Here is a 14,613-nt window from a genome sequence, read left to right as displayed (position 1 = left end):
AAAACAAATTTTTCAATACGTTAAAAAACGACTACTTTAGCAGTATATAAACTTCTTATAAAATGATTAGTCAAAAACAATTTGAAACCGAGTTACAACTATTAATTGCTAATGCTATCCGTGAGGATGTAGGCGATGGCGACCATAGTTCGTTAGCTTGTATTCCAGAAACGGCACAAGGAAAAGCAAAACTTTTAGTCAAAGATAACGGGATAATTGCAGGAGTAGCTTTTGCTAAAATGATCTTTAATTATGTTGATCCTGAACTAGTTGTTGAAACTTTTATTGAAGATGGGGTTGCTGTAAAATATGGTGATATTGTCTTTCATGTTTCGGGTAGTTCGCAATCTATTTTAAAGGCAGAACGCATGGTATTGAATTCAATGCAACGTATGTCAGCCATTGCTACAAAAACAAATAGCTACGTGAAATTGCTTGAAGGAACTCAAACAAAAGTTTTAGACACTCGTAAAACAACACCAGGATTTCGTGTTGCTGAAAAATGGGCAGTTACATTAGGAGGAGGCGAGAACCATCGCTTTGCGCTCTATGACATGATTATGCTTAAAGATAATCATATTGATTTTGCTGGAGGGATTGCATTGGCAATAGCCAAAACTAAAGCGTATCTTAAAGAAACAAATAGAGATTTAAAAATTATTGTTGAAGCCAGGGACCTTACTGAAGTAAAGGAAATCCTTGAAGCAGGTGGTGTTTATCGCATCTTATTAGATAATTTTGATTATAAAATGACCAAAGAAGCGGTGCAAATAATAGGTGATAAATGTTTAACAGAGTCATCAGGAAACATTAATGAGGAAACCATAAGGCATTATGCTAATTGTGGTGTAAATTATATTTCTTCGGGTGCATTGACGCATTCTATTTATAACATGGATTTGAGTTTGAAAGCGATTTAATTATTTTGGCAAGGTTTTAGCAGTGTATCTATAGGTATTGATGCCTATTGAGTGTAAGTTTGTAAGAGTAAATCCGGATTTGCCTTTAAAAATAAAAAGCTCTTTTTGTTTAAAACGTTCTAATAAAAAAGTGTCATTAATGTCTGTAGAAATAGAAGAAAGAATTGAGCAAATACCCATATTAAGGAGTTTAGTTCGGCCTTTAAAAAAAGTAAAGCTTCCTTGGTTACAAGGTCTTACGCTATATGATTTATTAGAAATATATGGAGTAGGTATTGCCGAAGGAGCGTTATCAAACAGGGCTGGATCTATTGCTTTTAGTTTTTTTATGGCGCTGTTTCCTTTTGCATTATTTATTCTGAATTTGATTCCGTACATCCCAATTGAGGGATTTCAAGATGATTTTTTAAAATTTGTAGAAGATGGCGTGCCGCCCAATACATTCTATGCTATTTCTAATATTGTCAATGATATTTTGCACAATAGTCATTCTGGATTATTATCATCTGGATTTTTATTGTCTATATTTTTAATGGCAAATGGACTGAATGCGATCTTAGGAGGATTTCAAAATTCTAAGCATGTATTAGTAAAAAGAGGTTTTTTTCAGCAATATTTTATTGCAGTGGGAATGTCGCTTGTATTATCAATTTTATTAATCGTAACGGTAGCCACCATAGTAGTTTTTGAGGTTTTTATTCAAAAATTAACTGCAAGAGAATTTCTAAGTGAGCAAATTCCGTTAGTTGTTTTAGGACGATACGTGTTTTTAATCTTAATGATACTTATTACAACATCAATACTATTTAAATTTGGAACCAAACATGATAAAACACGTTCTTTTATTTCAATAGGATCTGTTTTTACCACAATCTTCACCATTATTATATCTTACTTCTTTGGTATATGGGTGATTAGGTTTTCAAAATACAACGAACTTTACGGTTCAATAGGAACGCTTTTAATCGTTATGTTTTACATCTGGATTAATTGTATGATCCTTTTATTAGGATTTGAGCTAAATGCAACCATAAATAAACTAAAGAAGAAAAATATTCCTCAAATAACTTAGATAGTTTAACTAATTTTATATTATGTTTGGAAAAAAATTAGGAGCTATTCCTGCTATCCGCTGTATCCACGCAAAAAAGCGTGGGATGCCGCTACTATCAGGGCTAAAAAAAAAATCATGAAAAAAACCATCACCACATTTGCATTATTATTTATGACCACAATTTTCTATTCGCAAGGAGTAGTAGGAAAATGGAAAACTATAGATGATGAAACAGGAAAAGCAAAATCAATTGTCGAAATTTATGAGCGTTCAGGAAGGTATTACGGTAAAGTAGTAGAGCTTTTAGACCCTGCTCATGTAAAAGATTTATGTAAAGATTGTCCTGGCGATGATGCTAGAAAACCTATTCTAGGATTAAACGTTATTAAAGGATTAAAGAAAGACGGAAATGAATATGACGGAGGGAGTATTCTAGATCCTAAAAGCGGAAAAGTTTACAGATGTTTATTAGAGCTTGAAAATAGCGATAAACTAAAAGTTCGTGGTTACATTGGTTGGGCAATAATAGGAAGAACACAATACTGGTATAGAGTTAAATAAGCGTTTGGTTTATTTAGCATATTACCAAAAATCTATAAATTAAATAAATGCTGTTTTTTGTCGAAGTAATTTTACCGCTTTCACTTGCTAAAACATTTACTTATAGTGTTTCAGAAGCAGAATATAATTTTATCAAAGAAGGGATGCGCGTATCGGTCCCTTTTGGTAAAAGTAAAATATACACAGCATTAGTTATTGCTACGCATCAAAACAAACCTTCGTTATATGATGCAAAGGAAATCAATCAAATTCTTGACGAAACCCCTATTGTAACGCCCATTCAAATTGCGCATTGGCAATGGATTGCTAGTTATTATATGTGCGCCATAGGCGATGTTTATCGGGGTGCAATGCCTAGCGGATTACTACTGGAAAGCGAAACTATTATTTCTCAAAAAGTAAATGCTACAGTTGATGAGAATTCGCTATCTGATGAGGAGTTCTTAATATACCAAGCCCTGCAACTTCAATCTTCATTGAAGGTTCAAGATATTATTGGTATCTTGAATAAAAAGAACATATTTCCAGTTATTCAAAAATTAATTGATAAAAACGTAGTAACACTTCAGGAAGAAGTTCAGGATAGTTACAAGCCTAAATTGGTACGTTATATTCGCTTGAGCGAAAACTACAACTCTAATGAAGGGTTAAGTGAGCTACTGGAAGTTTTAAAAAACGCCAACAAGCAAAAGGAGTTGGTGTTAAGTTATTTTCAACTGCACGCCTCCGAAAAGAAACCCATCACAGTAAAAAAACTTATTGAAAAAGCTCAATCATCATCGGCTGTAGTAAAAGCGCTGATTGATAAAAAGGTGTTTGAGGATTACCTTATTCAAGAAGATAGGGTAGATTTTAGCAAAAATAGAACAGCTAAAGAATTACTATTAAGTCCAGCACAACAATTAGGTTTTGACCAAATAAATACTGCTTTTTCTGAAAAAGAAGTCTGTTTGCTCCATGGTGTAACAGCCAGTGGTAAAACAGAAATTTATATTAGACTCATTGAAGAGTATCTTTTAACAGGGAAGCAAATACTTTATTTATTGCCTGAAATTGCGCTAACCACTCAGTTAGTGTCTCGATTAAGTGCTTATTTTGGAAATAAAGTGGCTGTTTTTCATTCGAAATACAATAACAATGAACGCATAGAAGTCTGGAGACAAGTATTGCAAAACTCTGATAAAGCCCAGATTGTTATAGGAGCTCGTTCAGCACTGTTCTTACCTTTCTCTGATTTAGGACTTATAATTGTTGATGAAGAACATGAGGGAACCTTTAAACAAACTGATCCTGCACCACGTTATCATGCGCGAGACACGGCAATTGTATTAGCTAATTTTCATAAAGCTAAAGTATTGCTAGGATCTGCTACACCTAGTATTGAGACTTACTTTAACGCAACGAAGGGTAAATATGGATTGGTTGAAATTAAAGAGCGATATGGTAATGTGACCATGCCGGAGATTCAATTAGTAGACCTCAAGGATAAATATTTCCGAAAAAGAATGAAGGGACATTTTAGTGATACTTTGATCGAAAGTATTACTAGTGCCAAAGCACTTGGTGAACAAGTTATTTTATTTCAAAATAGGAGGGGATATTCTCCTTTATTAGAATGCATGACTTGCGGACATGTGCCACAATGCCAACAGTGCGATGTGAGTTTAACGTATCACAAGCATAAAAATCAACTGCGTTGCCATTATTGTGGGTATTCTATAGCTAAACCTACACATTGCCATGCTTGTTCAAGTATTGATTTGACTACAAAAGGTTTTGGTACCGAGCAAATTCAGCAAGAACTAGAATTGCTTTTTCCGGATAGTAAGATTGGTAGAATGGATCAAGATACTACAAGAGGTAAGTTTGGTTTTGAAAAAATCATTGACAGTTTTAAAAATAGAGAAATAGATATATTAGTAGGTACTCAAATGCTGGCTAAAGGATTGGATTTTGATAATGTAACCTTAGTTGGAATTATGAATGCTGATAATATGTTGTTTCATCCTGATTTTAGAGCTTTTGAGAGAAGTTTCCAAATGATGACTCAAGTTTCCGGCCGCTCAGGAAGGTCTGAAAAGCAAGGTAAAGTAATAATTCAAACCTATAATCCAGATCACAATACGATCCAGCAGGTGACAAATAATAATTATTTGGGCATGTATAAGGAGCAATTGTATGATCGCCAGATATATAAATACCCGCCTTATTTTAGAATCATAAAGCTAACATTAAAACAGCGTGATTATGACAAGTTGAAGGAAGGGGCTATGTGGTTGTACCAAGTAATGAATCAAAATTTAGATATTCCGGTATTAGGGCCAGAGGAGCCTTCTATAAATAGAATCAGAAATGAATATATCCGAACAATAATTATTAAAATTCCACAGAGTGCTTCAGTAGGAGGTATAAAAAAAACTATCCAGAAAATGTTGAATAGTTTTGATGCTGTTGCTCAATATAGAGCTATTAAAGTAAGTGTTAATGTTGACTTTTATTAATTAGGCAACAGATAATGCTTTTACAAGATCTTCTTTTTTGTTTCTACTCAAAGGAATTTTAGTAAGACCGATTTCTGCAAATTTACTATTGAAACGTTCTACCTTATCGATATTAATAATGTACGATTTGTGAACGCGAACAAATTTATTAGTAGGTAGCTCTTTTTCAAAAGATTTCATCGTAGAAAGTACTAAGTTGCTGTCATCTTCAGTAACGACTCTTACGTAATCACCAAAAGCTTCAATCCATTTAATTTTAGAAGTAAATATTTTAAGTTTTTTAAGGTTACTTTTAATAAAAATATGTTCTCCTTCTTCGTCTTTATTGTCTGTTTTAAGTAGGTGCATGTCCATTGCTCTTCTAACCGAAGAGTTAAAACGATCTAATGCTATAGGTTTTTGAAGGTAATCAGTAGCGTCATAATCAAAAGCCTTCATGGCATATTCAGCCTTAGAAGTAATGAATATGATTTGAGGTTTTACTTTTAATCCATCAAGAAAGTCAAAACCACTAATTACAGGCATTTCAATATCTAGAAATATTAAGTCTACGTCATTTACTGACATGCAACTTTTAGCTTCGATTGCATTAGAGAAATCACCTACTAAGTGTAAATTAGTATGATTATTCACTAACTTTGCAATGATCATCCTTTGAATAGAACTATCATCTACAACGACACAGTTTAGTTTCATAATATTTCGATTTTAGATTTGTAATGTAAATTTAATTTATTTTTTTAATATACACTACTCATTTAGTGTGATTTTTTGCATTTCATCGATAATTTTAAAAAAAAAGCTTGATGGTTATAAAAAAAACGTTACTTTTGCACCCAAATTAACAATAAAATAAATTTTTATGAATCATTATGAAACTGTTTTCATTTTAAATCCCGTTTTATCTGATGTTCAGGTAAAGGAAACAGTAAGCAAATTTGAAGATTTTCTTACTAGTAGAGGTGCTACTTTTGTATCTAAAGAAGACTGGGGTCTTAAAAAAATGGCTTACGAAATCCAAAACAAAAAATCTGGATTTTACCATTTGTTTGAATATAACGTATCAGGAGAGGTTTTAATCGCTTTTGAAACTGAATTCAGACGTGACGAAAGAATTATGCGTTTTTTAACGGTAAGTCTTGATAAACATGCTATCTCTTGGGCTGAAAGAAGAAGAGCAAAACTTAAATCTCAAAAAGCTTAATTATTATGGCAACATTACAACAATCTGCTTCAGGAAAAAAAGACGGAGATATCAGATATCTTACTCCTTTAAACATAGAAACTAACAAACAAAAGAAATACTGTCGTTTCAAAAAATCAGGTATCAAGTATATCGATTATAAAGATGCTGATTTCTTATTGAAATTCGTAAATGAGCAAGGAAAAATTCTTCCTCGTCGTTTAACTGGAACTTCTTTAAAATACCAAAGAAAAGTGTCTGTAGCTGTTAAGCGTGCACGTCACTTAGCTTTAATGCCATATGTGGCCGATTTATTAAAATAATATTAAAAATAAAGTTGTTGTCCCGATAACTATCGGGACTAACTTCTATAACACAAGGACAACAACATGGAATTGATTTTAAAACAAGACGTTCAAAATTTAGGATTTAAAGATGACGTAGTAACTGTAAAAAACGGATACGGTCGTAATTTCTTAATCCCACAAGGATTTGCTCATTTAGCTACTTCTTCTGCAAAGAAAGTATTAGCTGAAAACTTAAAGCAAAGAGCGCACAAAGAAGCTAAAGTTGTAGCAGATGCACAAGCATTGGCTGAAGACTTAAAAGCTATCGAAATTAAAATATCTGCAAAAGCAGGTGGTGAAAAATTATTCGGTTCAATTACGAATATTGATATCGCTGCTGTTTTAGCTAAAGGTGGTCAAACAATTGATAGAAAATTCATCACTAGTGGTATTGTTAAACGTACTGGTAAATATACAGCTACTGTACGTTTACATAGAGATGTTATCGTTGAATTACCTTATGAAATTATTGCAGAATAATAACGTATAGTTAACTTTTCGTTAATAAATTATAAAAATCACTCCTCGGAGTGATTTTTTTTTGTTTAGTTTTGTAGTAAACAACACAAAACCAAACAAATGAAAAATTTTATTACTTTCTTGTTTGTAGTTTTAGGATTGCAGTTTTCAATTGCACAAACTACTACTTCAAGCATAAAGGGAACTGTAAAAAGTTCCACTTCGGAGTTGCTTCCTGGAGCAACGATTCTGGCAATACATACGCCAACAGGTTCTAAGTATTCTGCACTTACAAATGAAGACGGTAGATTTAATATGCTCAATATGCGTATTGGTGGTCCTTATAAACTGGTAGTATCTTATATAGGTTTCGAATCACATGAGTATAATGAAGTGTACCTTGAATTAGGAAAACCATTTACAATTGACGCTTTATTAAACGATGAAAGTCAACAATTAAATGAAGTGAAAATTACAGGTTCTAAAAACAAGGTTTTTGGAAGCGGTAGAACAGGTGCCGAAACTACAATTGGTAGAAAAGAATTGACTGCTTTGCCAACAATTTCAAGATCTGCAGAGGATTTTACACGTTTAGAGCCTTCAGCAAGTGGTGGATCTTTTGGAGGTAGAAACGATCAATACAATAGTTACTCTTTAAACGGAGCTGTTTTTAACAATCCTTTCGGATTGGATGCTGCGACACCAGGAGGGCAAACAGGTTCTCAGCCTATTTCACTGGATGCAATTGAGCAAATTCAAGTAGCAACAGCACCTTATGATGTGACTTTATCTGGCTTTACTGGAGCTTCAGTAAATGCAGTTACTAAATCAGGAACTAATGAATTTCATGGTACTGCTTATGCATTCTTTAGAAATCAAGATCTTACGGGAAACAAAATCAAAGGCGAAAAAATCTTTGTTCCTTCGCTAGAGCAAACACAAGCTGGTTTTAGTATTGGTGGTCCAATTATAAAAGATAAATTGTTCTTTTTTGCTAACTACGAGGTTGATAAAAGAAGTGATTTAGGTTCTAACTTCGTCGGAAATAATGGTGATGCTGTTACGGGAATCAATGAATCTCGAGTTCTAACTTCAGATTTAATTCATGTTTCTACCGAATTAGGTAAATTGGGTTACCAAACTGGAGCTTATCAAGGTTTTACGTTTAATTCAGGGTCAAATAAGGGTATAATAAAGTTTGATTGGAATATTAATGACAATCATAAATTAGCTTTTATATATAATTTCTTAGACGCATCAAAAGACAACGCCGCACATCCTACTGCACTTATTCGTAGAGGACCTGATGCTAATACTTTGCAGTTTGCAAATTCTGGTTATCAAATAAACAATCAAATTAGTTCTTTTCTGGTTGAACTTAATTCAAAGTTTAGCGAAACAGTTTCTAATAAAATTCAAGCTGGATACACTCACTTCAATGATTTTAGAGATCCGTTTTCATCTCCAGCACCTGTTATAAACATTACAAAAGATGGATCGCCTTATATCATTGCGGGTCACGAGCCTTTTTCTATAAATAATAAATTGGATCAAAAAGTGATTCAATTCACGGATAACTTAAATATCGTCAAAGGTAATCATACGTACACTGCAGGTTTTTCATTCGAAAAATTTATGTTTAAAAACTCTTTTAATTTAAAAGGATATGGTTTTGATATTTTTAGTAGCGTTACTTTAAGTCAATTTGATACAAGCATTGCGAATGGATATTATGCACAAGCTATTGCTGATGCGCAAAATACATTTACTACTAAAAATGCATTAGGAGATGGAGTTGATGGTGGTTGGAATCTGTCTGAATTAAATGTTGGTCAGTTAGCTTTGTATATTCAAGATGAATGGAATGTTACTGATAACTTTAAATTAATTTATGGTTTGAGAGCTGATAAACCGATGTACTTTAATACTTCAGATTTAGCTCAGAAATTTATTGACACTCAAAATTCAGAGGGGTATGTTCCTGCTATTGATTACTACAATCCTAAGGATGGTAGTGTTGTGAATTTTGATTCTACTGTTATGCCAAGCAATAATATACTTTGGTCGCCTAGAGTTGGATTTAACTGGGATATTAACGGTGCGAAAACTTCACAAATTCGTGGAGGTTCTGGTGTTTTTACCGGAAGATTACCTTTTGTATGGATAGGGAACCAAGTAGGTGGGACTGATCCTTTCTTCTATCAAGTTGTTAGTTCAGATTTTAAGTTTCCTCAAGTTTGGAGAACAAGTTTTGGATTTGATCATAGATTCGAAAATAACTTTATTGTAACTCTAGATGCCTCATACAATAAGGATATCAATGGCGTACAAGTTCAAAACTGGGGACTGAAAACACCAACAAGTCAATTGGTTGGAGCTGATAAGAGAGCTATATACGGAGCGGGTGACCAAGGTGTTTGGACTGATTATGGTTTTCCAGCAGCTTCTAATGCTTACGTTTTGACGAATACTAATAAAGGAAGTGCCTTTAACACATCGATCAAATTACAAAAAACTTTTGATAACGGTTTGTATGCAAGTCTAGCTTATAATTATTTGAAAGCACTAGATGTTAATTCAATTGAAGCTGAAATTGCAGGTGATGCATTTAACTTTAACCCTGTATTAGGAAATGTAAATAATGCTACTTTATCCAATTCTAAATATGGGGATAAGCATAGAATCATTGGTGTTGGAACAAAGAAATGGAAATACGGTGCAAACAATAAATGGACTACCACAGTTTCTACCTTTTTTGAATATGCTCAAGGAGGACGTTTTAATTATACTTATGGTGGTGACATCAATAATGATGGCGCTGATAGAAATGATTTACTATACGTACCAACATCTGCAGAAATCACCACTATGACCTTTACAGGAGGTGCTTCGCAAGGTGCTGCTTTTGATAAATTCATCAATCAAGATGATTATTTAAGTGGAAGAAGAGGACAATATGCAGAGCGTTATGGTGCTTTGTCCCCATGGAGAGGAAAATGGGATATGAAATTAATCCAAGATTATAACTTCAAACCTTCTTCAAGTTCTAAAACAACAAATACAATCCAGTTTAGTGTTGATATATTAAATGTAGGGAATTTAATTAACTCTGATTGGGGATTAGTTCAAGTACCTACAAGTGTACAGCCAATAGGGGTGAGTGTTGATCAAACAACAAAAATACCTACTTATACTTTTAACGGTACACAAACAAAAACATTCAATTACGACGCAAGTTTATTATCAAGATGGCAAGCGCAATTTGGAATTAGATATATTTTCTAGTAATAAGGAATATATAATGAAAGCCTTCTTGAAAAAGAAGGCTTTTTTTTGGTTTAAAAATTATAAATTTGCACAAGATTAAACTATTTAAAACTTTGTGCCTTTGCAGGCTTTGCAGCAAAAATAAATTTCATGAAATATACAAGATTAACAAAAGAACAATTTGAAGAGTTAACACAAGAATTTACTAATTTTTTAGCAACTCAAGCAATTGATAAAGCAGAATGGGATAAAATAAAAGCCGATAAACCAGAAGTAGCTGAGCAAGAATTAGATGTTTTTTCTGATTTGATTTGGGAAGGCGTGCTTTCTAGAGCTGAATATTTAGAGCATTTTTCTAAAAATCATATTTTTCTTTTTCAGAGCTTTGATACCTATGTAAATTCAATTGTTTTAAAATCATTAGTTCCAGAAGTTGATTTCTTGACTAAAGAGGGTTTACAATGGTTAAGTGATAATATGTTTACAGAAACAATTGAAATGAAAACTGGTAAGAAAGAATTTTCTGAAGAGCGTAACAGTTCTCTTTTTGCATTAATTCAGCAAGGAGCTTTTTTAAGTGACGGACAATTATACAAACAAATTAATTCAATTATTGAAGGGTAATATTGATAGAATTCATTATTAATTGGTTATTTTAGTGCGCAATTTTAAAGCACTAAAATAGCCAATTTTTTATTTTATGGATAGCATAAAAACCATTCAATCTTTACGTGAAGAGTTAAATCTTCATAATTATAATTACTATGTTCTGGACAACCCCACAATATCTGATTATGATTTTGATACCAAATTAAAGCAACTTCAAGATTTAGAAAATAAATACCCTGAATATTTTGATGAAAGCTCACCTACACAACGAGTTGGAGGGAGTATTACTAAAAACTTCAAAACTGTTCCTCATGAATACCGCATGTATTCATTAGATAATTCGTACTCTAAAGAGGATTTAATGGAGTGGGAAAAACGTATTCAAAAAGTATTAGGTGAAGTTGCGTTATCCTACACCTGTGAACTTAAATATGATGGAGCATCAATAAGTATTACCTATGAAAACGGAAAGTTAAAACGTGCTGTTACACGTGGCGATGGCTTTCAAGGTGACGATGTGACTAACAATATAAAAACAATACGATCAATTCCATTAGAATTAAAAGGAGATTTTCCGGATAAGTTTGATGTAAGAGGGGAGATTATATTGCCTTTTGCAGGATTCGAAAAAATGAATCAAGAATTAATCGAAATTGGTGAAACACCTTATTCTAATCCAAGAAATACTGCTTCAGGAAGTTTAAAATTACAAGACAGTGCAGAAGTAGCTAAAAGACCCTTAGATTGTTTACTTTACTTTTTAATTGGTACTAAATTGCCTTTCCAATCGCAATATGACGGACTAAAATCAGCTAGAGATTGGGGGTTTAAAGTTCCTAATGAAGCTAAACTTGCTAATAATTTAGAGGAAGTTTTTCAATTTATAGATTATTGGGATATACATAGACATGATTTACCTTATGAAACTGATGGTGTAGTTGTTAAAGTAAATAGCTTTCAGTACCAAGAGGAATTAGGGTATACTGCTAAATCCCCTCGCTGGGCAATGGCGTATAAATTCAAGTCGGAGCAGGTTTCGACTATTTTAAATTCTATTTCTTACCAAGTAGGTCGCACTGGAGCTATTACTCCGGTGGCAAATTTACAAGCTGTACAACTTGCTGGAACCATTGTAAAACGCGCTTCGTTGCACAATGCTGATCAAATAGAAAAGTTAGACATTCGCGTAGGCGATACCGTTTTTGTAGAAAAAGGAGGGGAGATTATTCCTAAAATTATCGCTGTTGATTTAACCAAACGACCATTAAATACAGAGAAAACGGTTTATATAACGCATTGCCCTGAGTGCAACACAGAGTTGGTGAGAAACCCAGGTGAAGCAAACCACTATTGTCCTAATTACTATGGCTGTCCACCACAAATAATTGGTAGAATCCAGCATTATATTTCGAGAAAAGCAATGGATATTGAAGGCTTAGGTGGTGAAACGGTAGCACTACTTTATAATAATGGATTAGTACATAATTACGCCGACTTATATAGTTTGACCGTGGAGCAAATTCTTCCTTTGGAAAGAATGGCACAAAAATCTGCAGAAAACTTAGTCAATGGTGTAATAAAATCTAAAGATATTCCGTTTGAAAGCGTGTTGTATGCTTTAGGAATTCGTTTTGTGGGAGAAACTGTGGCTAAAAAATTAGCGAAACATTACAAGAATATTGAAGCCTTAAGTCAAGCAACCTTAATGGAGTTGGTTTTAGTAGATGAAATTGGAGAGCGCATTGCACAAAGCGTCATAGATTTTTTCGCTAATGAAGAAAATGTAAAAATTATTAACGAACTTAAGCAGTTCGGAATTCAGTTTGAAATCGTCGAAAAAGTAAATCCTAATGCAACAACTATATTAACGGGTAAGGTATTTGTGGTTTCGGGTGTTTTTGAGAAATTTTCTCGTGACGAGTTAAAAAAAGCAATAGAAGACAATGGTGGTAAAGTAGGGAGTTCTATCTCGTCAAAAACAGACTATGTTATTGCAGGAGATAATATGGGACCAGCAAAGCTTGAAAAAGCAAATAAATTGAATATTGCTATTTTAACAGAAGATGATTTTATAAAAATTTTAAATGAAAATTAATACGCTTAGTATCGTTTTATATTTTTCGGCTTGTATTGCTACAATCTTATTCAATACAGTAGGTCAAGATGGCTATATGTTATGGTCTAAAATTTTTATCGTGCCATCAATAGCATTGTACTATTTAAGCACGACTAATTATAAAATAGATTTTGTAAAAGCTGGTTTTTTTGGTTTTAGTTTTATAGGCGATATTTATAGATTAATATCGCCAAATAATTTTGAGACTGGGCAAATAATATGTTTCCTAGTCTCCTATATTCTGTTATTATACTACATATTCCCTAGTTTTATAAAAATTAATCTAAAACACAAGTATAATGTACTTTTGATAGCATTAATTGTATTTCTTTTGACGACTTTAGCCTATTTCATTCTCAGTTTAAAGTTTGAGAAAATGCAAACTAATATGTCGTTTTTAGTATTTTATAGCATCATATTAGAAACCTTGCTTTGTATTGCAATTGTTGAATACAGCAGAAAAGCTACAAATGTTACTGTGAACTTATTGATGTCAGTAATTTTCTTTGTGTTTTCTGACTGCTTTTATATCATCAATAAATTTTATTTAGCGTTTAACCTTTTCGACTTCATCCAAATATTTACACAAGTTTTTACCTATTATTTCGTAGTTAATTTCTTTATTTCGCATAAAAAAGAAATGGTGAAATTAGACTAGAATTGCTGCTCCTTCGCTAGCTTTATTGTTATTAGAATCAAAATAAAAATCAATTCTACCCAAGTTAATTCCGTAACAACCTACTTGGTTTACTAAAACGTCCTTTCCTACAAGGTTTTTAACAACGGTAGGTTTGTCTAAAAAAGTATGTGTGTGTCCGCCTATGATTAAGTCAATATCTTGTGTAAGTGCAGCCAAGTTTAAATCACAAATCATCTCTTTATCGTTCTTGTACTCATAACCTAAATGCGATAAACATACCACAAGATCACATTTTTGTTCCTGTTTTAAGATTCGTACCATTTCATGGCTAGTCTCCACAGGATCATTGTAAACCGTTTCACCATACATTTTCTTGTCTACTAAACCGTCAAGCTTAACACCAAGACCAAAAACACCCACTTTAATTCCGTTTTTCATAAACACCTTGTAGGGTTTTACGAGCCCGTCCATCAATGTATTTTTAAAATCGTAATTGGCTGATATAAATTCAAATTTAGCATGTGGCATTTGAGCGTATAAACCTGGTATCCCATTATCAAAATCATGATTCCCAATAGTAGAGAGGTCATATTTCATCATACTCATTAACTTGAATTCTAATTCTCCGCCATAATAATTAAAATAAGGCGTTCCTTGAAAAATATCCCCAGCATCAAGCAGTAAAACATTCGGATTTTCTTGTCTAATCGTTTCAATCAAAGCCGCTCTTCTAGCAACTCCACCCATATTTGCATTTCGAGGATCATCAGCAGGAAAAGGATCAATATGACTGTGTACATCATTAGTGTGTAAAATAGTTAAATGCTTAATATCAACAGTTTTAAAACTACTCAATGACAACCCTAAACCTACCATTGCTGTACCAGCAGCTGTTTTTTCTATAAAATCTCTTCTTTTCATTTTTGTTTTATTTGGAGCTATTTCCCGCTATCCAT

Annotated in this window: 13 protein-coding genes; 11 read left to right on the top strand and 2 right to left on the bottom strand. The window is 33.0% G+C overall.

What is annotated here, in order from left to right; translation table 11 throughout:
• Positions 1 to 62 precede the first annotated feature (62 nt).
• The 4 genes from nadC (at position 63) to priA (ending at position 5,036) form a co-directional block, all read left to right on the top strand.
• Positions 63 to 920: a carboxylating nicotinate-nucleotide diphosphorylase gene (gene nadC / locus HNP99_RS08980; protein ID WP_173853039.1), complete on the top strand. Its 858-nt coding sequence runs from the start codon at positions 63 to 65 to the stop codon at positions 918 to 920.
• 139 nt (positions 921 to 1,059) lie between these two features.
• The gene (locus HNP99_RS08975; RefSeq protein WP_173853038.1) at positions 1,060 to 1,992 is read left to right on the top strand and encodes a YihY/virulence factor BrkB family protein; all 933 of its coding nucleotides are present in this window, start codon (positions 1,060 to 1,062) and stop codon (positions 1,990 to 1,992) included.
• 117 nt (positions 1,993 to 2,109) lie between these two features.
• The gene (locus tag HNP99_RS08970) at positions 2,110 to 2,535 is read left to right on the top strand and encodes a DUF2147 domain-containing protein (protein WP_173853037.1); all 426 of its coding nucleotides are present in this window, start codon (positions 2,110 to 2,112) and stop codon (positions 2,533 to 2,535) included.
• Positions 2,536 to 2,582: 47 nt separating this feature from the next.
• Positions 2,583 to 5,036 carry a replication restart helicase PriA gene (gene priA, locus HNP99_RS08965; RefSeq protein WP_173853036.1) on the top strand — a complete coding sequence of 818 codons (2,454 nt, stop codon included), beginning with the start codon at positions 2,583 to 2,585 and terminating at the stop codon, positions 5,034 to 5,036.
• Here priA and HNP99_RS08960 read toward each other — a convergent pair whose 3' ends face one another.
• Positions 5,037 to 5,732, bottom strand: coding sequence for a LytR/AlgR family response regulator transcription factor (locus HNP99_RS08960; RefSeq protein WP_173853035.1), 696 nt, complete (start codon positions 5,730 to 5,732; stop codon positions 5,037 to 5,039).
• A gap of 166 nt (positions 5,733 to 5,898) precedes the next feature.
• Here HNP99_RS08960 and rpsF point away from each other — a divergent pair, with 166 nt between their 5' ends.
• The 7 genes from rpsF to HNP99_RS08925 all read left to right on the top strand — a co-directional run bounded on the left by rpsF (position 5,899) and on the right by HNP99_RS08925 (position 13,675).
• Complete coding sequence (gene rpsF / locus HNP99_RS08955) at positions 5,899 to 6,240, top strand: 30S ribosomal protein S6 (protein WP_026709513.1); 342 nt, start codon at positions 5,899 to 5,901, stop codon at positions 6,238 to 6,240.
• A gap of 5 nt (positions 6,241 to 6,245) precedes the next feature.
• Positions 6,246 to 6,542 (top strand): 30S ribosomal protein S18, encoded by a 297-nt coding sequence (gene rpsR / locus HNP99_RS08950; RefSeq protein ID WP_066077030.1) that lies wholly within the window; start codon positions 6,246 to 6,248, stop codon positions 6,540 to 6,542.
• A gap of 66 nt (positions 6,543 to 6,608) precedes the next feature.
• The gene (gene rplI, locus HNP99_RS08945; protein ID WP_173853034.1) at positions 6,609 to 7,046 is read left to right on the top strand and encodes a 50S ribosomal protein L9; all 438 of its coding nucleotides are present in this window, start codon (positions 6,609 to 6,611) and stop codon (positions 7,044 to 7,046) included.
• A 99-nt stretch (positions 7,047 to 7,145) separates the two neighbouring features.
• Positions 7,146 to 10,310: a TonB-dependent receptor gene (locus HNP99_RS08940; RefSeq protein WP_173853033.1), complete on the top strand. Its 3,165-nt coding sequence runs from the start codon at positions 7,146 to 7,148 to the stop codon at positions 10,308 to 10,310.
• A gap of 132 nt (positions 10,311 to 10,442) precedes the next feature.
• Positions 10,443 to 10,916 carry a DUF6495 family protein gene (locus tag HNP99_RS08935; RefSeq protein WP_173853032.1) on the top strand — a complete coding sequence of 158 codons (474 nt, stop codon included), beginning with the start codon at positions 10,443 to 10,445 and terminating at the stop codon, positions 10,914 to 10,916.
• 76 nt (positions 10,917 to 10,992) lie between these two features.
• Positions 10,993 to 12,996, top strand: coding sequence for an NAD-dependent DNA ligase LigA (gene ligA, locus HNP99_RS08930; RefSeq protein ID WP_173853031.1), 2,004 nt, complete (start codon positions 10,993 to 10,995; stop codon positions 12,994 to 12,996).
• Positions 12,986 to 13,675, top strand: a complete 690-nt coding sequence (locus HNP99_RS08925) for a lysoplasmalogenase family protein (protein WP_173853030.1) — start codon at positions 12,986 to 12,988, stop codon at positions 13,673 to 13,675. The genes ligA and HNP99_RS08925 overlap by 11 nt, the downstream gene beginning before the upstream one ends.
• Here the strand turns inward: HNP99_RS08925 and HNP99_RS08920 are convergent.
• The gene (locus HNP99_RS08920; protein ID WP_173853029.1) at positions 13,667 to 14,578 is read right to left on the bottom strand and encodes a bifunctional metallophosphatase/5'-nucleotidase; all 912 of its coding nucleotides are present in this window, start codon (positions 14,576 to 14,578) and stop codon (positions 13,667 to 13,669) included. The two genes, HNP99_RS08925 and HNP99_RS08920, sit on opposite strands and share 9 nt — an antisense overlap.
• Positions 14,579 to 14,613: the final 35 nt, after the last annotated feature.

It is taken from the genome of Flavobacterium gelidicaeli (assembly GCF_013294005.1).
GTDB lineage: Bacteria > Bacteroidota > Bacteroidia > Flavobacteriales > Flavobacteriaceae > Flavobacterium.
Note: the sequence above shows the minus strand (reverse complement) of the source record. Positions and strands in the feature narration are given on the sequence as shown.

Bases quoted from the DNA above. Each gene is read 5' to 3' on its own strand.
- HNP99_RS08925 (WP_173853030.1), top strand. From the start codon at position 12,986: ATGAAAATTAATACGCTTAGTATCGTTTTATATTTTTCGGCTTGTATT.
- HNP99_RS08975 (WP_173853038.1), top strand. From the start codon at position 1,060: ATGTCTGTAGAAATAGAAGAAAGAATTGAGCAAATACCCATATTAAGG.
- HNP99_RS08970 (WP_173853037.1), top strand. From the start codon at position 2,110: ATGAAAAAAACCATCACCACATTTGCATTATTATTTATGACCACAATT.
- HNP99_RS08940 (WP_173853033.1), top strand. From the start codon at position 7,146: ATGAAAAATTTTATTACTTTCTTGTTTGTAGTTTTAGGATTGCAGTTT.
- HNP99_RS08960 (WP_173853035.1), bottom strand. From the start codon at position 5,732: ATGAAACTAAACTGTGTCGTTGTAGATGATAGTTCTATTCAAAGGATG.
- nadC (WP_173853039.1), top strand. From the start codon at position 63: ATGATTAGTCAAAAACAATTTGAAACCGAGTTACAACTATTAATTGCT.
- HNP99_RS08920 (WP_173853029.1), bottom strand. From the start codon at position 14,578: ATGAAAAGAAGAGATTTTATAGAAAAAACAGCTGCTGGTACAGCAATG.
- rplI (WP_173853034.1), top strand. From the start codon at position 6,609: ATGGAATTGATTTTAAAACAAGACGTTCAAAATTTAGGATTTAAAGAT.
- priA (WP_173853036.1), top strand. From the start codon at position 2,583: ATGCTGTTTTTTGTCGAAGTAATTTTACCGCTTTCACTTGCTAAAACA.
- HNP99_RS08935 (WP_173853032.1), top strand. From the start codon at position 10,443: ATGAAATATACAAGATTAACAAAAGAACAATTTGAAGAGTTAACACAA.
- rpsF (WP_026709513.1), top strand. From the start codon at position 5,899: ATGAATCATTATGAAACTGTTTTCATTTTAAATCCCGTTTTATCTGAT.
- ligA (WP_173853031.1), top strand. From the start codon at position 10,993: ATGGATAGCATAAAAACCATTCAATCTTTACGTGAAGAGTTAAATCTT.
- rpsR (WP_066077030.1), top strand. From the start codon at position 6,246: ATGGCAACATTACAACAATCTGCTTCAGGAAAAAAAGACGGAGATATC.